At 53.2% G+C, this 18,048-nt stretch carries 17 protein-coding genes; 11 read left to right on the top strand and 6 right to left on the bottom strand.

Going from position 1 to position 18,048, the window contains the following annotated elements; genetic code table 11:
• Nucleotides 1–248: 248 nt before the first annotated feature.
• A complete protein-coding gene (locus Q0711_RS05365) occupies nt 249–440 on the top strand; it encodes a transposase (RefSeq protein WP_299041879.1) in 192 nt (63 codons plus the stop codon).
• 99 nt (nt 441–539) lie between these two features.
• Here the strand turns inward: Q0711_RS05365 and ylqF are convergent, their stop codons facing one another.
• Nucleotides 540–1,376 (bottom strand): ribosome biogenesis GTPase YlqF, encoded by an 837-nt coding sequence (gene ylqF / locus Q0711_RS05360; protein ID WP_298613541.1) that lies wholly within the window; start codon nt 1,374–1,376, stop codon nt 540–542.
• A 411-nt stretch (nt 1,377–1,787) separates the two neighbouring features.
• Between ylqF and Q0711_RS05355 the strand changes: the two genes are divergently transcribed.
• The 3 genes from Q0711_RS05355 to Q0711_RS05345 are packed head-to-tail and all read left to right on the top strand — an operon-like array spanning nt 1,788 to nt 4,045.
• Nucleotides 1,788–3,215 (top strand): form I ribulose bisphosphate carboxylase large subunit, encoded by a 1,428-nt coding sequence (locus tag Q0711_RS05355; protein ID WP_298613538.1) that lies wholly within the window; start codon nt 1,788–1,790, stop codon nt 3,213–3,215.
• Nucleotides 3,216–3,268: 53 nt separating this feature from the next.
• A complete protein-coding gene (locus Q0711_RS05350) occupies nt 3,269–3,649 on the top strand; it encodes a chaperonin family protein RbcX (RefSeq protein ID WP_298613536.1) in 381 nt (126 codons plus the stop codon).
• Between the two features lie 39 nt (nt 3,650–3,688).
• Nucleotides 3,689–4,045 (top strand): ribulose bisphosphate carboxylase small subunit, encoded by a 357-nt coding sequence (locus Q0711_RS05345; protein WP_250683123.1) that lies wholly within the window; start codon nt 3,689–3,691, stop codon nt 4,043–4,045.
• A 135-nt stretch (nt 4,046–4,180) separates the two neighbouring features.
• On the opposite strand, the gene Q0711_RS05340 is transcribed toward Q0711_RS05345, so the two are convergent.
• Nucleotides 4,181–6,910, bottom strand: coding sequence for a valine--tRNA ligase (locus tag Q0711_RS05340; RefSeq protein WP_298613529.1), 2,730 nt, complete (start codon nt 6,908–6,910; stop codon nt 4,181–4,183).
• A 25-nt stretch (nt 6,911–6,935) separates the two neighbouring features.
• Nucleotides 6,936–7,673: a 3-oxoacyl-[acyl-carrier-protein] reductase gene (gene fabG / locus Q0711_RS05335; protein ID WP_298613526.1), complete on the bottom strand. Its 738-nt coding sequence runs from the start codon at nt 7,671–7,673 to the stop codon at nt 6,936–6,938.
• Nucleotides 7,674–8,192: 519 nt separating this feature from the next.
• Here fabG and Q0711_RS05330 point away from each other — a divergent pair.
• Nucleotides 8,193–8,834, top strand: coding sequence for an L-threonylcarbamoyladenylate synthase (locus Q0711_RS05330; protein ID WP_298613523.1), 642 nt, complete (start codon nt 8,193–8,195; stop codon nt 8,832–8,834).
• Nucleotides 8,835–8,887: 53 nt separating this feature from the next.
• Nucleotides 8,888–9,670, top strand: coding sequence for a uroporphyrinogen-III C-methyltransferase (gene cobA, locus Q0711_RS05325; RefSeq protein ID WP_298613520.1), 783 nt, complete (start codon nt 8,888–8,890; stop codon nt 9,668–9,670).
• Here the strand turns inward: cobA and Q0711_RS05320 are convergent.
• Both Q0711_RS05320 and Q0711_RS05315 read right to left on the bottom strand, forming a co-directional pair.
• Nucleotides 9,629–11,509: a chloride channel protein gene (locus tag Q0711_RS05320; RefSeq protein ID WP_299041874.1), complete on the bottom strand. Its 1,881-nt coding sequence runs from the start codon at nt 11,507–11,509 to the stop codon at nt 9,629–9,631. The two genes, cobA and Q0711_RS05320, sit on opposite strands and share 42 nt — an antisense overlap.
• A gap of 68 nt (nt 11,510–11,577) precedes the next feature.
• Entirely contained in the window at nt 11,578–12,297 is a 720-nt protein-coding gene (locus tag Q0711_RS05315; protein ID WP_298613514.1) for an NnrU family protein, read from the bottom strand.
• A 223-nt stretch (nt 12,298–12,520) separates the two neighbouring features.
• Between Q0711_RS05315 and Q0711_RS05310 the strand changes: the two genes are divergently transcribed.
• The 4 genes from Q0711_RS05310 (at nt 12,521) to Q0711_RS05295 (ending at nt 15,687) form a co-directional block, all read left to right on the top strand.
• Nucleotides 12,521–13,567, top strand: a complete 1,047-nt coding sequence (locus Q0711_RS05310; RefSeq protein WP_298613511.1) for an AI-2E family transporter — start codon at nt 12,521–12,523, stop codon at nt 13,565–13,567.
• Between the two features lie 119 nt (nt 13,568–13,686).
• Nucleotides 13,687–14,295: a 30S ribosomal protein S4 gene (gene rpsD / locus Q0711_RS05305; RefSeq protein ID WP_298613508.1), complete on the top strand. Its 609-nt coding sequence runs from the start codon at nt 13,687–13,689 to the stop codon at nt 14,293–14,295.
• Between the two features lie 18 nt (nt 14,296–14,313).
• On the top strand, nt 14,314–15,408 hold the full coding sequence (gene prfA, locus Q0711_RS05300) for a peptide chain release factor 1 (RefSeq protein WP_298613505.1): 1,095 nt from the start codon (nt 14,314–14,316) through the stop codon (nt 15,406–15,408).
• Nucleotides 15,409–15,417: 9 nt separating this feature from the next.
• Nucleotides 15,418–15,687, top strand: coding sequence for a YciI family protein (locus tag Q0711_RS05295; protein WP_298613502.1), 270 nt, complete (start codon nt 15,418–15,420; stop codon nt 15,685–15,687).
• Nucleotides 15,688–15,712: 25 nt separating this feature from the next.
• Here the strand turns inward: Q0711_RS05295 and chlP are convergent, their stop codons facing one another.
• Entirely contained in the window at nt 15,713–16,921 is a 1,209-nt protein-coding gene (gene chlP, locus Q0711_RS05290; protein WP_298613499.1) for a geranylgeranyl reductase, read from the bottom strand.
• A gap of 280 nt (nt 16,922–17,201) precedes the next feature.
• On the opposite strand from chlP, the gene gpmI reads away from it, so the two are divergent.
• Nucleotides 17,202–18,048 (top strand): 2,3-bisphosphoglycerate-independent phosphoglycerate mutase (gene gpmI, locus Q0711_RS05285; protein ID WP_299041871.1); only part of this gene is annotated, 847 nt, incomplete at its 3' end.

Here is an 18,048-nt window from a genome sequence, read left to right as displayed (position 1 = left end):
GCCAGTTTAGAAACGGCTTCTTCAATTTCGACGGCGTTCATACTCTAACTATCCCTGGCTCAAGGGTTCCGATTATTGCCTCTTCTGAAATTTTACCCTGATTGTTTGATTATGGAGGATGCAACGATCGAACTCACCCGCCGTCAATGACTTTGAATGACTTTGGATGATACGGACAGTTTAGCCTACGGTCGGGTGCAGTGATTGGTTGTGGGAACATTTTGAAATGGAACATCCTGTTGAGTACGATGCTTACGGTTGGTTTTCTGATTGAAGTTGTGCGAAAGGAAAGTGCAAAGTATAACCACTACTTGAAAAAAGAGTTCCCACAACTAACTCGTTTGCCTAGCCTCTGGAGTTGCTCATACTTTTTTAGTACTGCAGGCAATGTTAGTGCTGCCACAATTCAAAAATATATTGAAGACCCACATCACCGGTGATCGCCCTAACGCTTTTCCACCCCGCACTGAAGTACGGGGCTACCAAGCTGTTTTTAGGTGTTTTCACAGTTGTCTCCATTTGCGTTGGGTGCATGGATATTACTGAGGAGGATGCTCAAGGGCGATCGCCCCCAAGTAACCGCGGCGGTAGTCCTGCAACAGGTGTCGTGCCGCCCGTTCTAAGTCCCCATGGTAGCGGCGGTGGGCGAGATCATGCAGATAGGTTTCCCCCGTGTCGGTGACGGCTAAACCATAGCGATCGCTAAGGCGATCGGCGTGTCCTAACCGATGCAGCAACTCCACTAGAATCGGTGCCACCCGGCAGGGATCGTAGGCCGCTTGGCCAATATCATCACAAATGGCCAGTTTTACCGCCGCCTCTTGATTCTTAAAATTCATCGGCAAGACACCGGGGGCATCCAAAAGTTCTAACGTGGGCGACAAGCGCACCCAGCGCAGCTGCCGTGTCACGCCGGGACGGGCGGCACTTTCCACAACCCGCTGCTGTAGGAGGCGATTAATCAGGGCTGACTTGCCCACATTGGGAAACCCCAAGACAACGGCGCGCACCGCTCTTACCTGCATGCCCCGCTGTTGACGGCGCTGGTTGATTGCTACCCCAGACTGCACTGCCGCCTGTTGGAGTCGGCGAATCCCCTCACCCCGTTGCGCATTGGTGAAAAAGACCGTCTCCCCCTGTGCCTCAAACCATGCCAGCCATTGCTGGCGATCGCGATCGCTAATTCTGTCCATACCATTAAGCACCAAAAGGCGGTGCTTGCCACTGGCCCACTGCCGAATTTGGGGATGGCAACTGGCGAGGGGTATCCGCGCATCCCGCACTTCTAAGATGACGTCCACTTGTTTGAGCTGTTCCTTGAGGGCACGTTCTGCTTTGGCAATGTGGCCGGGATACCACTGAATTATTGAACTCATAGAAATTCCACCCTCTTTCTTTGAAGAACAATAGAGCGATCGCCCCCATGGGTGCTGTTAAATTGATTTAAGGCAATGATTAGTCATTTTTTGATAGAGATCAGACTAGGATTATATCCTTCTGATTAGAAACCCATAAACAATTCTAAAGATTGATAACTCAAACCTATAGAATAATTAAGAATCTCCAAAGCAAAAGTTATTGCATTGGGTATCAACTAAGCTGATGCTTAAGCATAAGACCTACGACAACACTAAAGGCTTGTGGGTGGTTTTATCATCTCGCCGAGTCCCCTATTGCTAAGTTTTGCCCCATTTGGGGGAATCGTAGCGTTCATATTACCCATTGCAAAAGTTGCCCGTAGAGACTGCTCTATCTGGCACACTAACCGTTAAAGAGGAACAACGTCTATGGCCTACACGCAATCGAAATCCCAGAAAGCTGGGTATGAGGCAGGGGTAAAGGACTACCGCCTGACCTACTACACCCCCGATTACACTCCCAAAGATACTGATATTCTGGCGGCTTTCCGTGTGACCCCACAGCCAGGGGTGCCCTTTGAGGAAGCCGCCGCAGCCGTTGCTGCAGAATCCTCCACCGGCACCTGGACCACAGTGTGGACTGACCTGCTCACCGACTTGGATCGCTATAAGGGGCGCTGCTACGACATCGAACCGCTGCCGGGGGAAGATAATCAGTTTATTGCTTACATTGCCTATCCCCTTGATTTGTTTGAAGAAGGTTCGGTGACGAACCTCCTCACCTCGATTGTCGGCAACGTCTTTGGCTTTAAGGCTCTCAAAGCTCTGCGCTTAGAAGATTTGCGTCTGCCGGTGGCCTACTTGAAGACCTTCCAAGGCCCGCCCCACGGCATTCAGGTGGAGCGCGATAAACTCAACAAGTATGGTCGTCCGCTTTTGGGCTGCACAATTAAGCCCAAGCTGGGTCTGTCGGCAAAAAACTACGGTCGTGCAGTTTATGAAGCACTGCGCGGTGGGTTGGACTTCACCAAAGACGATGAAAACGTCAACAGTCAACCCTTCATGCGCTGGCGCGATCGCTTCCTGTTTGTTGCTGATGCTATTCACAAAGCCCAAGCAGAAACCGGCGAAATCAAAGGTCACTACTTGAACGTGACCGCTGCGACCTGCGAAGAAATGTTAAAACGGGCAGAGTTTGCAAAAGAGCTGGGAATGCCCATCATCATGCACGACTTCCTCACCGCCGGCTTTACAGCTAATACCACCTTGTCTAAGTGGTGTCGCGATAACGGGGTGCTCCTGCACATTCACCGCGCCATGCACGCAGTGATTGACCGCCAGAAAAACCATGGGATTCACTTCCGAGTCCTGGCCAAGTGCCTGCGGATGTCCGGCGGTGATCACATCCACACGGGTACGGTGGTCGGTAAACTCGAAGGGGATAAGGCCGTCACCCTGGGCTTTGTGGATTTGCTGCGGGAAAATTACATTGAGCAAGATCGCTCCCGTGGCATTTACTTCACCCAAGATTGGGCCTCAATGCCAGGGGTGATGGCGGTTGCCTCCGGCGGTATTCACGTCTGGCACGTGCCAGCCTTGGTGGACATTTTTGGCGATGATGCCGTGCTGCAATTTGGCGGTGGCACTTTGGGTCACCCATGGGGCAATGCACCGGGGGCAACGGCCAACCGCGTGGCACTTGAAGCCTGTATCCAAGCTCGCAATGAAGGCCGCGATCTCATGCGCGAAGGCGGCGACATCATCCGTGAAGCTGCCCGCTGGAGTCCTGAACTGGCTGCCGCCTGCGAACTCTGGAAGGAAATCAAATTCGAGTTTGAGGCGCAGGACACAATCTAGGTGGGGTAAATGGGGTTCAATCGAAGCTGTGGCAACGATTTCCCCGCAGGTCTATGGATGTCAAGCACATTGCGAAGCAAACCACCAAAACCCTGATTAGTTACTTAACCTATCAGGCCGTGCGAACCGTGATCGGGCAGTTGGCCGAGACTGATCCACCGCGATCCCTCTGGCTGCACCAGTTCACGAGTCAAGAAAGTATCCAAGATGGCGAGCGCTACTTGGAAGCCCTCTTTCGCGAACAGCCCGATCTCGGTTTTCGCATTCTTACGGTGCGCGAACATCTCGCGGAAATGGTGGCAGACTACCTACCGGAAATGCTGCGGACTGGCATCCAGCAGGCCAATTTACAACACCGCTGTCAACAACTGGAGCGGATGACCCAAGTGTCTGACGCCAATGTTGAGAGCAACAACCGCGAAACTCCTGAATAAGTTGTTAACTGTGTTAATTGTGAACCAATTGAGGAAGCTATGAAGACCCTACCCAAAGAGCGTCGTTACGAAACCTTCTCCTACCTGCCTCCCCTTAGTGACGCCCAAATTGCCCGCCAAATCCAGTACGCCATTGATCAGGGCTACCATCCTTGCGTGGAGTTTAACGAAAGCTCTGATGCAGAAATTCGCTACTGGACAATGTGGAAGCTGCCCCTCTTTAACTGCACCAATGCCCAAGAGGTACTCAATGAGGTACAGCAGTGCCGTTCTGAGTATCCCAACTGTTTCATCCGCGTGGTGGCCTTTGACAACATTAAACAGTGTCAAGTGATGAGCTTCATTGTCTATAAGCCCAATCAGGCCAACAGCGGCTACAGTGGCTATCGCTATTAAGGCTGAGACCTTCTCAGTTCATTGCAGTTGAATTGCAGTTCAGGGGGGCGTTGCCTCCCTATTTTTTGTTTGGGCATCCCGTTCTCGGATCATTTTAATTGCCTCCCCTTTACCGTCATCATGGCACTGCTGGGTTTAAGGATGGACAGTCAGGGACTGGAGTCGGCGTTCGATAATGGTCAGTTGTTGCTGGGCAGCGGCCAGTTGGGCTTGGGCTGTGGCTACTACCTCGGGTTGGGCTTTGTGGACAAAGTTGGGGTTGTTGAGGCGAGCCGTTAAAGACTGGATTTCCCCCGTTAGGCGATCGCTCTCCTTCTGGAGTTTAGTCGCCAAGGCCGCCACATCCACGACCCCCGCGAGGGGAATGAGCACCTCACTCTTGCCCACCACACCACTAAAGACCTGCGAGGGAATTTGCAGTCCGCTGCCAATCGTCAGCGATTCCAGACGAGCCAAATGTTGAATATCGGCAGCCCCGGCTTCAAAAATCGGCTCTTCCTCGGCACTGGCTTCAATCAGAGCACTCACATAGACTCCGGGTTTAATCCCCGCCTCTGCCCGTAGATTCCGAATGGTGCGGATCGTTTCAATTAAAAGGCTAAATTGGGCTTCCAGCTCAGGATCAATAGCGCGGCGGTTTACTTTCGGGTAGGGTTGCACCGCCAAAACTTCGCTGTCTTCCACTTGATGCAATGTGTGCCAGATTTCCTCAGTAATGTGGGGCATAAAAGGATGGAGCAACTTCAGGGTGCCATCCAGCACGGTAGCCAGCACCTGCTGAGCGGTGCGCTTGGCCTTGGGGTTTTCTCCTTGCAAACGCGGCTTGACCAGTTCAATGTACCAGTCGCAGAAATCACCCCAGATGAATTCATAGAGTCCCTTAGCGGCTTCCCCAAGGCCATAGCTTTCAATCCGCTGGCGGGTGGTTTGAACGGTCGTATGGTAGCGACTGAGAATCCAGCGATCGCTAGCTGCTAGATCCCGCCGCCGCGGTGTTCCCAACTGGGCGGGGGTTTGTCCCTCCAGATTCAGCAGGACAAAGCGGGAAGCATTCCAAAGTTTGTTAGCAAAGTTGCGGGCGGCCTCGACTGTGGCCGACTCATCGGTCTTGCGATTGTAGGCTAGGCGAATATCCTGACCGGCACCCACCACTTCCTTGACCAAGCTGTAGCGGAGGGCATCGGTGCCGTATTTGTCAATGAGAATGAGCGGGTCAATGCCATTGTTGGCGGACTTGGACATTTTTTTGTTGTTTTCATCCCGCACCAAGCCATGGATATAGACATCGCGGAAGGGGATTTTTCCGGTGAGGTACTGCCCCAGCATGGTCATCCGTGCCACCCAGAAAAAGATGATGTCAAACCCTGTAACAAGGGTGGTGGTGGGGTAATAGCGGCGATAGTCGGGGGTGTCCTCAGGCCAGCCTAGGGTAGAAAAAGGCCATAGGCCAGAGGAAAACCAAGTATCTAGGACATCCTCATCCTGCTGGAGTTGAATCTCCTGGCCAAATTGGGCGATCGCCTTGGCGCGCGCTTCCGTTTCATTCATCGCTACCACAAAGGGAGTGTCATCGCGCACTTCACCGTTGGTTTCACTGACCACGTACCAAGCGGGAATTTGATGCCCCCACCACAGTTGCCGCGAGATACACCAATCCCGCAGATTCACCAGCCAATCGCGATAGACCTTGGCCCAGCGATCGGGGATAAAGCGGGGGGAGTGCTTGTGATCCAGCGCCTTGAGGGCAGCATCTGCCAAGGGACGAATTTTCACAAACCACTGGGTAGAAAGCAGGGGTTCAATGGGCACTTTGCCGCGATCGCTATAGGGAACCGTATGTTTGTAATCCTCCACCCGTACTAAAAAGCCCTCTGCCTCTAGGCGAGCCACCACCTGCTTGCGAGCCACAAAGCGGTCCAAACCGGCAAATTCCCCTGCATTCTCATTGAGGGTGCCATCCTTATTCATCAGGTTAATCATCGGTAGGTGATGGCGTTGCCCCATGAGAAAGTCGTTGGGATCATGGGCGGGGGTGACCTTGACGCAGCCAGTGCCAAACGTCGGATCCACCAACGGATCGCCAATCACGGGAATTTCTCGATTCACTAGGGGCAGGCGTACTGTTTTACCAATGAAATGTCGGTAGCGATCGTCCTCCGGATGAACTGCCACCGCCGTATCCCCCAGCATCGTTTCCGGACGGGTTGTCGCCACCTCCAAATATCCTGAGCCATCCGCCAGCGGATAGCGAAAATACCAGAGATGCCCCTGCACCTCCCGGTTTTCCACCTCCAAGTCCGAGACTGCCGATTGGCTGGCGGGACACCAGTTCACCAAATACTTACCGCGATAGATTAGCCCTGCGTCGTAGAGGGAATTAAAGGCGGTCAGCACTGCCCGCGACAGTCCCTCGTCCATGGTGAAGCGCTCCCGCGACCAATCCACCGATAGACCTAAGCGGCGAATTTGGCTGACAATTGTATTTCCCGATGCCTCTTTCCACGCCCATGCCCGCTGGAGATAGGCCTCTCGTCCAAGGGCAAAGCGGTTGGTGCCCTCCGCCTGCAACTGTTGATCCAAAATAGTGCTGACAGCAATACTGGCGTGGTCTGTCCCTGGCAGCCAGAGGACATTGCGGCCAATCATGCGGTGGTAACGAACCAAGACATCAATTAGGGCATGCTCAAAGGCGTGCCCCATGTGCAGACTGCCGGTGACATTGGGGGGTGGAATGACAATGCAGTAGGGTTTACCAGGACGGTTGGGATCAGCGTGAAAAACACCGCTGTGCTCCCAAAGCTGTTGCCACTTGGCTTCGGTTTGCTTGGGATTATATTGACTGGGAAGGGTAATTGCGTCGGTCATGGGTTGCTGCACTACTCCAAGCCATTTAGGCCATTACCATACCACCATCCACATTGAAGACTTGCCCCGTAATGTAGGCGGCTGCTGGATCCAAGGCCAAAAAGCGCACCATGCCCGCCACTTCCATGGGTTCGCCATACCGCCCCAGAGGAATAAATTTAAGAATTTCTTCGGCTTTTAGACCCGCTGTCATCTCCGTAGCAATAAAGCCGGGGGCAACAGCATTGACAGTAATGCCCCGACTGGCTAACTCCTTGGCAACGGTTTTCGTAAAGCCAATTACGCCCGCTTTGGCAGCACTGTAGTTGGCTTGGCCGGGGTTGCCCATTTGTCCTGCTACAGACGCAATGTTGATAATCCGTCCCCGCCTTTGCTTGAGCATTAACTTACTCACCGCACGAGTACACAGGAAAACGCCGGTCAGGTTGAGGTTAATCACCGCCTGCCAGTCCTCAAGGCTCATGCGCAGCAGCAGTGTGTCGCGGGTAATACCGGCATTGTTGACCAAGACATCCACACGGCCGTAGGTTTCCAGTGTTTTTGCCACTAGGGCATCCACTTGCTCAGGGATAGAAACGTCAGCAGCAATGGGAATGGCTTTTCCCCCTTGTTGTTCAATAGTCTGCACTACTTCAAGGGCGGCCTCAGCCGAACGGGCGTAGTTGACAACCACCGTAGCTCCCTCCTTCGCCAGTTCAAGGGCGATCGCCCGACCAATTCCCCGTGAGGCACCGGTAACAATGGCAACAGCTGCTTCGCTCAAATTCGTTCTCTCCTAAGGGCAAAAATGCTGCACGGATGCATAACCCATCACAAATTTTAACAGTGGATGTTACCCCTCTTGGTGCTAGGGCGCGTCATCCCAATAGATCAGCTAGGTCAACACGTAAACTTTCCACCGACTGAAGTCGGGGACTTTCAGCAGCCCTAGGCAACCTGGCAAGCCAAGAAAACTGAACTCCTTGTCTGCCTTCGGCTCGTTTTCAGTGTGGCGTCCGCTGCTCTCGATGTATTGGCGCACGATGGAAATCGGCGCACCGTCACAACTTGAAGCAACCTAGGACGGCGACCACAGCTTCCGTCGGCATGAAAAGCGCAGTAGGCCATGAGCCGCCTCATTCCCGCATATCGAACCGCGTGGGCGGTGGGAAGCAGGAACTTCTCCGGCTTTCAGGCCGGGAAGGATGTCAATAGGGCTAATAGTCCTCGGAGGTGCGTTCGCCCATGCCTTGCCGTTAAACTAAAACTACGCTATGGCAGCAGTGCCCTTGTGGATTCTTTAATGGCAGCGATTTTTGAACTTCATCCTGTTAACCCCCAACCCCGCGCGATCGCCCAGATTGTTGAGGCTCTCAAAGAAGGGGCAGTCATGCTCTACCCCACCGATACAGTCTATGCCATTGGCTGCGATATGAACCACAAAGCAGCGGTGCAACGGGTACGCCACCTCAAGCAACTCTCCAACGATAAACCTGTCACCTTTTTGTGCTCTTCTCTCTCCAACATTGCCCAGTATGCCTATGTCAGCGATTCCGCTTACCGCCTCATGCGTCGCCTGATTCCGGGACCCTACACCTTTTTGCTGCCGGCTACTAAACTGGTGCCCCGCCTTGTCCAAAATCCCAAACGCAAAACGACGGGGATTCGTGTACCTAACCACGTCGTAAGCCAAGCGCTGTTGACCGCCTTGGGTAATCCCATTATTTCCACCTCGGCACGGTTGCCCGAGGACGAAACCTATTATGTGAATACCGCAGATCTCTTCGATGTCTTTGACAAACAGGTGGATTTGATTATTGATACGGGGGAGCCGCCGGGACAGCAAACGTCGAGTATCCTTGATCTCACCGTCGAACCACCGCTACTGGTACGCAAGGGACAAGGGTGGGAAGCGCTACCGGCAGAAATGGTGAGTGTTGAGTAAACTCCTCTAGCTCCTCAGCAGGTAGAAACCGTGACACAGGGTCTTATTCAAGAATGAGTTCATCCCAATTGATCGGAAAAGTATATTTGGTGGGCGCAGGGCCGGGAGATGTGGGACTACTGACGGTGCGTGCCAAGACACTGCTGGAATGGGCAGATGTGGTGCTCTACGATGCGCTGATTAGCCCCGAAATTCTTGGCTTGATTAACCCACAAGCAGAAAAAATTCATGTGGGCAAGCGGCGGGGGAATCACACTCTTTCCCAGGCTGAGATTTGTCGCCTGTTGATTGATTTGGCAAAGCGCCATGCGGTCATTGTGCGCCTTAAGGGGGGCGATCCCTTTGTCTTTGGCCGGGGCGGTGAAGAGTATCTGGCATTGGTGCAGGCAGGCATTACTGTGGAAGTGGTGCCGGGGATCACCAGTGGCGTGGCTGCCCCAGCCTATGCGCAGATTCCCCTGACCCATCGGGATTTGAGTTCTTCGGTGGTCTTTGTCACAGGCCATGAGTCTGCGGGCCGCTATCAACCGCGGGTCAATTGGTCGGCGCTGGCTACGGCGGTAGATACGATTGTGATCTACATGGGACTTCACCACTTAGGGGAGATTGTGCCGCAACTGATAGCGGGTGGGCGATCGCCCCAGACCCCCTTAGCCTTGATTGAATCGGGAACCACACCGCAGCAACGGGTGGTGGTGACAACATTGGAACGAGCGATCGCCACCTGCGAGGCGGCAAAAATTCAAACCCCTGCTCTAATTGTCATTGGCGAAGTCATTCACCTGCGCGCCCAGTTAATGGAAAGTCTGCAGCAAATCGGAAGCCACCGGTTCTGAAGGCATAGATAACATTGCTCGCTCTAGGTAGGGCAGTAGCTTACGCCGCGTCTGATCCAAATAGTAGGCAAGGCGAATATCTTCTCTGGTGAGCAGTCCCAAAACCTGTTGCGGGTTGTTGCGATCCACCACTGGCAACTGCCGCAAATCCCGCGCCCCCATGCGATCTAGGGCATCCTTTAGCGGTTCATCCCGATAGGCAAGCAGTAGGTTACGCGTACACACAGCGCCCACCGTTTGCGTCTGATAAGCGGTGGTTTCCTGATCGGCCTCCCAACGGGCAAGCACGCGGTTAACATCCCCCAGCGTGAGAAGGCCAACCAGTTGCTGTTGATTGTCAATCACAAATGAACAGTAGGCTTTTCTTTCAATGAGTTGCAGCCCTGCAACCACCAGAGGAATCGTTTCATTTAACAACAGCACATTGGACTGCATGGCTTCGGCAACCGAAAGATTAGCTAAACTCTCCTCTGGCTCCGCTTCCTGAGACTGAACCCTGACTGCCAATGGCGGCAGTTCCTGCCGTTTTTGAAAACTATTCATTAACCAGACACTTAGACCCACTGCGGCCATCAGGGGTAGGATAATCCGATAGTCCCGCGTCATTTCAAAGAGCAGCAAAATCGCCGTCAAGGGAGCATTGACACTGGCGGCAAGAACCGCTGCCATTCCCACCGTTGCGTAGGCGGCAGGAGTAGCAATACTATCAGCAAACATCGGTAGCAGGAGGGGCAACACCTTACCATAAGCAGCACCCAAGGAGGCTCCCAAAAAGAGAGCCGGTGCAAAGATACCGCCAATCAAACCACTGCCTAAGCTCACCGCCGTCAACACCATCTTGGCCAAGAGCAACACCAATAGGAGCCCCAAGGGAAAGTGGACATCCCGCAGAATGGCTTCTACTGTCTCATAGCCAATTCCTAGTACTTGGGGTAAGTGCAGGGCAACCAAGCCAACACACAGCCCCCCCACAAGGGGACGCAGCGGTAGGGGAATGCGGCCTAAACACTGCAGTGGGGCAATTTTGCCCTGAAAGATCAGGGGTAACCACCGAAGCAACTGAGTATAGGCGACGGCAACACCGTAGGCGAGAAGCCCCAAACCTAGGTACAAAGGCAGCTCTAGGGAACTGCGCACCTCATAGGTCGGCAAATCAAAGGCAGGTTGGGAACCTAGGCCAATCTGGGTAATGAGGGCAGAAATAACAGCTGCTAACAGCACTACACTTACAGCCGTTGTTTCAAACGTGGTTCCTAAAACCACCTCTAGAGCAAAGAAGACGCCAGCGATCGGGGCATTGAAGCCGGCTGCCAAACCTGCCGCTGCTCCTGCACCGAGGAGTAACTTTTGCCGCCCTCGCGAAACCTTCAGCGCTTGACCCAAGAGAATGCCGAGATTGGCGCCCACTTCCACACTGGGGCCTTCTGGACCGAGGGAGGCACCTGTGCCGAGGGAAATCGCCGCTGCAAGGGTTTTGGCAATAGGTCGAATGAAGGGAATTTCCTTGCCAGCTTCTACAGTCCCCATCAGTGACATCAGGTTGGGACTAAAGTCCTGAACCAACCAGCGGATTGTCCCCACCAGCCAGCCCCCCAACGCAGGGACACAGGCGAGTGTCCAACTCCCCCATCCCCCGATAATGCCCATGAAATCTTCGAGGGCAATGTGATGAATTGTTTCAATAAGATAACGAAACAACAGCACGCCTAGCCCCGAACTACCGCCGATCAGTACTGCCAAGAGGAGTACGACGGTTTCGGGGGGCGGTTGCAATTGATTGAAAAGACGAGGAAGGCGAGATTCAGCAGCAGAAGGGGGGAAAGAAAAGAGGGGGGACACGGGTGGAAAAAACTTGCCTGAAACGGGATATCTCTAACCTCAATTATGCGCAATTTCTACAGGAAACGCTAAAAGGGCAAGATTTGAGGGGTGACACGGTAAAAGTAGGGGTGCAGCCACCACAGCAACGCAACAAAAATGGCCACTCCCCCATAGGCGGGGCGCAAAAATTCCTGCCACACCAACTGTTGTTTGCCTTCCCAAATGGCCTTGAAGGGGAGGATTGAGGTGCGAGCTTTCAGGGCGGTAAAAGCCTCGCCATGCCGTGCGTACCAACGGCGATCGCCATGCCAAACGCCAAAGCAGTGGTGGGCAATTAGACCTAGGGAAGTCAACAGGGTAAAGGAGGTCCCCAACCACAGAGTATGGGCCACACACCAGAGGACTTGTCCCCACAACTGCGGGTGGCGGGTAATGCGAATAATCCCCGTTTCATAGAGGTGAATCTCTGGCTTTTGCACGGCGGCAATTTCTAGCAAGTTAAAGGTGGCTGGATAGAGGAAGAGAAACGAGACTGCCGATAAGCTCCACACCAGTGCCCCCATACCCGGCACCCCCTGGAGTTGCCACAGCTGGACGCCGTCGTAGCGATGTGCCAAAAAGTAGAGAATCAAAAGGGTGGCTAAGGGCAAGCTCACAAGGGCAAAAAAAATGCGATAAAGGCGGGCACCCACTCGCTTTTCTGCCCAGGAGCGGAGGCTAGCCAATCCACTGTGGGCGATCGCAAACAAGAGCAACAGACCCACCATGATCCACTGGGAACTGGTTTGCCAACTGTGGTCATCCACGCCAACTTACTCCACACAATTGAGACCCTTATCCTATGATCCCAAAGGTGCAGACCGACTGTAAAGCAAGGGGAATAAAGCCCTTTGGCAAAGTATAGCTGCCCCCCCCAGGGGCCCGGTGTCCGACCCCAATCTTGAGTGGGTTAGCCTAAAATCGGCTGGAGGCCGCACAATTCCCTCTGTAGGCTATAGTCAAGGCATTGCAAGCTTGCTGATGCAATCTATGTTCAATTGGTTCGATCGCCTTGAAAACCGCCGCCTGTGGCGCCTACTTTTACTTTTTGCCCTCGGCTGGATTGGGGTGCAACTGTTGTCCTACTTTGCCTACGTTTTGCTAGTTTTTCTTTTTGCCGCTATTTTGGCGTTTTTGCTCAACTATCCCGTGGGCTGGCTCAAGAGGTATCTCCCCCATGGGGTTGCAGTGACGGTTGTCTTTCTTGGCACACTTGCTATTTTGATCGGGCTAGGAATTACCCTCGGCTTGGCAATCATTGGCCAGTTACAAGAGCTAATCACCAATTTGCCTGAGCAAATTGATCTGTGGATTGAGTCCCTTGAGAACATGCAGCAGTTTCTCCGCCGCTGGAATCTGGACATTAATTTCCAGCAACTGGAGTCAGAATTGCGCAACTTTACGCTTGCGGGCATTCAGTTTGGCTTTGGCAAACTCCAGTCAGTGTTTGGTCTCTTTCTGGGCGGCATCATTATTGCTGTGATTACTTTCTTCATGCTGCTGGAGGGGGAACCCCTGTGGCAGTATCTATTGAGCTTTTTGTCCGAGCCGTGGCGCGAGCGCTTGCCCTTAGCCTTAAGGCGAAATTTTCTGGGCTTTTTTTGGGGGCGTTTTCTACTTTCGCTATTTTTTGGCGCCTCTGTTTTTGTGGTGCTCTTGATTCTCCAGGTGCCCTACACCTTAGCATTGGCAGCCATTGCTGGCAGCTTTGATCTCATTCCCGGCATTGGCGCCACCCTTGGAATTGGACTTGTCTGTTTGGTTTTGCTTCCCAAAGGAGTTTTGCTGAGTTTACAGGTGCTGATTAGCTGTATTGTCCTGCAGCAGGTGGAAGAAAATCTCCTAATGCCGCGAATTATGGGAGATTCTGTGAACTTAAATCCAATTGTTCTATTCTTTGCCCTTTTGGTGGGCGGAACCGTGGGCGGTTTGGCGGGGATTTTTTTGGCCATTCCGCTGACGGGTACAATGGTCAGCCTTTTGGATCTGAAGGCTCTGCAGGCAGGCCGTGAGACTGACCTTCCCTCCTCCCCCTAGGGTTGCGATCGCCCCTATTCTCTTGATACACTAGACAAGCTGATCCAGTTGCCCTCGGCACATCAGTTGATCTTTCGTTTGGTTAGACACCATCATCATTGTAGGTTGGGTATAGTTGCATGGCTCGATATCGTGGCCCTCGTTTGAGAATTGTCCGTCGTCTGGGTGAGCTACCCGGTCTCACCCGCAAAACTCCCAAGCGGAGCTATCCCCCCGGTCAACATGGCCAAGCTCGCAAAAAACGCTCGGAATACGCCCTGCGCCTTGATGAAAAGCAAAAACTGCGCTTCAACTACGGGATCTCGGAGCGGCAACTGGTGCGCTATGTGCGCAAAGCCCGTCGCGTGAGTGGTTCCACGGGGCAAACCCTCCTACAATTATTGGAAATGCGGCTGGATAACACCGTTTTCCGCCTGGGTATGGCACCCACGATTCCAGCAGCCCGCCAACTGGTGAACCATGGCCATATCCTCGTCAATGGCCGCTGTGTTTCCATTCCCAGCTATCAGTGCCGTCCGGGGGATGTGATTACAGTTCGCGACAACGAGCGATCGCGCCGCTTGGTGGAAACCAATCTTCAAAATCCCGGCCTTGCCAATATTCCCAGTCATCTGGAGCTAGATAAAAGTACCCTCACCGGCAGAGTCACGGGCATTGTGGAGCGGCAGTGGGTCGCCCTTGAAGTCAACGAACTCCTTGTGGTTGAGTACTACTCCCGTAAAGTTTAGAGTCTCGCCGTTCTTCCTATGGCAGAAGCCTATCTTTTGGAAAAACTACGCACTGTCGAGCAAACCTTTACGGAACTCACCCGTCGGTTGGCGGATCCCGATGTGGCGGTCAATCCAACAGAGTTTCAGAAGGTAGCTCGCTCCCGTGCTGCCCTAGAGGAAACGGTCAATGCTTACCATGAATGGCAGTCCTTGACTCAGCAACTCGTGGATGCCCGCCAACTCCTGAAAGAGGCGGTCAATGAACCGGAACTGCGGCAAATGGCTGAGGAGGAAGTGGCTAATCTGAGTCGCCGCATCGCCGAACTTGAGGAACGCCTGAAAATTCTACTCTTGCCCCGCGACCCCAATGATGAGAAAAACATCATGCTGGAAATTCGCGCCGGCGCAGGGGGAGATGAGGCAGGCATTTGGGCAGGGGATTTGGTGCGGATGTACTCCCGCTATGCCAAAACGCAGGGGTGGCAGGTTACGTTAGTGAGCGAATCCCTGGCTGAGATGGGCGGCTTCAAGGAGGCAATCCTTGAAATCAAGGGCGATCGCGTCTATAGCAAGCTGAAGTTTGAATCCGGTGTCCATCGCGTGCAGCGGGTACCCGTCACCGAAGCAGGGGGACGAATCCATACCTCAACGGCCACGGTGGCGGTGATGCCTGAAGTGGATGAAGTGGAAGTCGAAATCGATCCAAAAGATATTGAAATTACCACGGCGCGATCCGGGGGGGCAGGCGGCCAAAATGTCAACAAGGTGGAAACGGCTGTTGACCTCTTCCACAAGCCGACAGGCATTCGCATCTTCTGCACCGAAGAACGCAGCCAGTTGAAGAACAAGGAGCGAGCCTTTCAAATTCTGCGGGCGAAGCTCTACGAAATGAAGCTGCGGGAGCAGCAGGAGGCCATTACCTCAATGCGCCGCTCCCAAGTGGGAACAGGCGATCGCTCTGAAAAAATCCGCACCTACAACTACAAAGACGACCGCGTCACCGATCACCGCCTAGGGCAAAACTTTAGTCTCAGTAGTGTCCTAGAAGGCGATCTCGAACCAATTATTCAAGCCTGTATTGCCCGCGATCAGCAGGAACAACTGGCACAACTCGCTGCCGAACAGGCCTAGGAGGATGAAATGACAAAATTTGTGGCTTGGGGACGTTATTGCGAGGATGTCCTTGAGCGACGTGCCCCCTATCGCCAAGCGCATCTTGACGGTCTTGCAGCTCAAAAAGCCCAAGGGATTCTCATCACCATCGGACCCACCAAAGATCTGCGCTACTTTTTTGCCATTTACGAGGCAGATAACGAAGAAAAGGTGCGCCAGCTCATTGAAAACGACCCCTACTGGCAGCACCAAGTCTGGATAGAATACAACATCCACGAGTGGATTCAAGCCCTCTGAGGGGAAAAGCGCAGACAAAACGCACCTAGGGAGCGAGGGCATTACCCCGCATTAGACTGCCGATTGTTTTGGCTGTAATCTTCAACTGCACCAGTGGGTTAGCAGGAACAACTGTTTTGTAGAGGTAGCTATCAAAAGTAAGCTTTTGGACATCAATGTCGCTACACATCTCCACAAAAGCTTCACGGGTAGCATCGGAGCGATAGAAGACTCGTTGCAGCAGGTCTAAAACCAGATAAGTCATGCCGTAGGCTTTATCCCAGCGTTTTAGATATTGCTTTAAGTCAGCTTCTGTAGGGATTCGCCGCCCACCGTTGCTGGTTTCCACAATAGTTTCAGCGCACATGCGCGCTGACTTAGCGGCAAAGTAGATGCCTTCCCCAGAGGACTTGGTGACCGTACCCGCTGCATCTCCCACGAGAGCCACGCGACCGACCACCCGCCGTGGCCGAGGATGCTCAGGAATGGGGTGGGCTTCCACCTTAATAATTTGTCCCCCTGCCAGTTTGGCAGCAGCGCGGGCGCGAATTCCCGCTTGCAGTTCTCGAATGCGGTCCTTGTTAACTTTCATGGTGCCGGTGCCCACGGCCACATGGTCATATTTCGGGAAGACCCATGCATAGAAGTCAGGAGATACGTCATTCCCCACGTACATTTCCGCCAGCTCTTGGTAGTAGGCCATTTTGTCCTCAGGTAGGCGGATGCGCTCCTGATAGGCAATGGCATAGTTGTAATCCCCAGCATCAATTTCCTTGGCAATGCGGGAATTTGCCCCATCGGCCCCAATCACGACATCCACCTCAAGGCTATGGGCAGTACCATCCTCTTGGACATAGTGGAGGGTGTAGGGCTGATCGCCGGTGGCGGGTTGTTCCAGCTTAAAGACGGTGCCATTGATCAAGTGGGCACCCAAATCCGCTGCTCGATTGCGCATATAGCTATCGAGGACTTCGCGGCGGCACATCCCGATATACTCGTGCTCCTTAAGGGTATGGCCAATGTTCACCTCGATATTGGAGGGAGAAATCATTTTCATTTTGCGCACGCGGCGGTCAATAATTTCCGGTGGCAAGTCAAATTCACTGACCATGCACAGGGGGATCGCACCGCCACAGGGCTTGGCATTGTCTAATTTACGTTCAAAGAGATAAGTCTGGATTCCGGCTTTAGCTAAGGTTTCAGCGGCCGAGGAACCCGCTGGACCACCACCAACTACTGCGACCCGAAGTGACAACGGATAACTCCCAATTTTGGCTAACAGACAACAGTTTGGATACTATCATGGCAATTTTTTGTCTTCAAGGATTTAATCCTGAAAAGCCGCATCTGTAACAGTTTTCAACATTTGGCCATCTCTAATCCGCTAGGATAGATCTTCTATTGATTCAGAATTGATTCAGTTTGTGGACTGTAGCGGCAGTAACCCGATTTGTCTCTCGCGGTCGAGAATGGTATCATTTGCGAGGTTATAAAATTTACCTCATTTCCCGGAAAAGTTAAGGTAGGGCATTCACATGGCATCGTCTCCTGTTGCGCCCGTTGTTTTAATCATTTTGGATGGTTGGGGCTATCGCGAAGAAACCTATGGCAATGCGATCGCCAGCGCCAATACTCCTGTCATGGACAGTTTGTGGCAGGTCTATCCCCACACGTTGATTTACACCTCTGGAAAGGCAGTGGGACTCCCCAAGGGACAAATGGGTAACTCGGAGGTGGGACACTTAAATATTGGTGCCGGACGCATTGTTCCCCAGGAGTTGGTGCGCATTTCCGATGCTGTTGAGGATGGCAGCTTCTTTACCAATCCTGTGCTGGTGCATCTGTGCCAAACCGTGAAGGAACGCAATGGCAAGCTTCACTTTATCGGCCTGTGTTCCGCCGGCGGCGTACATTCCCACATTGAGCACCTCTACGGGTTGGTGGAACTGGCAAAGCGCCAGGAGTTACCCGCCTGTATCCATGCCATTACCGATGGTCGTGATACACCCCCCCGCGATGCAGCGGGCGTTCTTGAGGAATTGGAGCAACGCCTGAAGACAGTAGGGTGTGGACAAATTGTTACAGTGAGTGGTCGTTACTATGCCATGGATCGCGATCGCCGTTGGGATCGCACCGAGGCGGCCTACCGCGTCATGACGAGCAATGAGAATATTCAACCCCTGCGGGCGGCGGAGGTGGCCAGTAAGTCCTATGCGCAGGATATTGGCGATGAATTTATTGTGCCCACCCGCATTGCGGAGGGTGCAGTTGAACCGGGAGACGGTGTGGTGTTCTTTAATTTCCGTCCCGATCGCGCCCGCCAACTCACCCAAGCCTTTATTGACCCTGACTTTAGCGGCTTTGAACGCAGGCTGATTACAC

Origin of the sequence: uncultured Thermosynechococcus sp. (assembly GCF_937958135.1) — a bacterium.
In the GTDB taxonomy this organism is placed as follows: Bacteria; Cyanobacteriota; Cyanobacteriia; order Thermosynechococcales; family Thermosynechococcaceae; genus Thermosynechococcus.
The sequence above is the reverse complement of the archived record's forward strand: the minus strand, read 5'-3'. Positions and strand labels throughout refer to the sequence as shown.

What these genes read in the sequence shown, in the direction of transcription:
- Q0711_RS05330 (WP_298613523.1), top strand. Translation starts at nt 8,193, where the DNA reads ATGGCAGCGATTTTTGAACTTCATCCTGTTAACCCCCAACCCCGCGCG.
- Q0711_RS05310 (WP_298613511.1), top strand. Translation starts at nt 12,521, where the DNA reads ATGTTCAATTGGTTCGATCGCCTTGAAAACCGCCGCCTGTGGCGCCTA.
- Q0711_RS05355 (WP_298613538.1), top strand. Translation starts at nt 1,788, where the DNA reads ATGGCCTACACGCAATCGAAATCCCAGAAAGCTGGGTATGAGGCAGGG.
- Q0711_RS05350 (WP_298613536.1), top strand. Translation starts at nt 3,269, where the DNA reads ATGGATGTCAAGCACATTGCGAAGCAAACCACCAAAACCCTGATTAGT.
- cobA (WP_298613520.1), top strand. Translation starts at nt 8,888, where the DNA reads ATGAGTTCATCCCAATTGATCGGAAAAGTATATTTGGTGGGCGCAGGG.
- Q0711_RS05365 (WP_299041879.1), top strand. Translation starts at nt 249, where the DNA reads ATGCTTACGGTTGGTTTTCTGATTGAAGTTGTGCGAAAGGAAAGTGCA.
- Q0711_RS05340 (WP_298613529.1), bottom strand. Translation starts at nt 6,910, where the DNA reads ATGACCGACGCAATTACCCTTCCCAGTCAATATAATCCCAAGCAAACC.
- ylqF (WP_298613541.1), bottom strand. Translation starts at nt 1,376, where the DNA reads ATGAGTTCAATAATTCAGTGGTATCCCGGCCACATTGCCAAAGCAGAA.
- rpsD (WP_298613508.1), top strand. Translation starts at nt 13,687, where the DNA reads ATGGCTCGATATCGTGGCCCTCGTTTGAGAATTGTCCGTCGTCTGGGT.
- Q0711_RS05345 (WP_250683123.1), top strand. Translation starts at nt 3,689, where the DNA reads ATGAAGACCCTACCCAAAGAGCGTCGTTACGAAACCTTCTCCTACCTG.
- Q0711_RS05295 (WP_298613502.1), top strand. Translation starts at nt 15,418, where the DNA reads ATGACAAAATTTGTGGCTTGGGGACGTTATTGCGAGGATGTCCTTGAG.
- prfA (WP_298613505.1), top strand. Translation starts at nt 14,314, where the DNA reads ATGGCAGAAGCCTATCTTTTGGAAAAACTACGCACTGTCGAGCAAACC.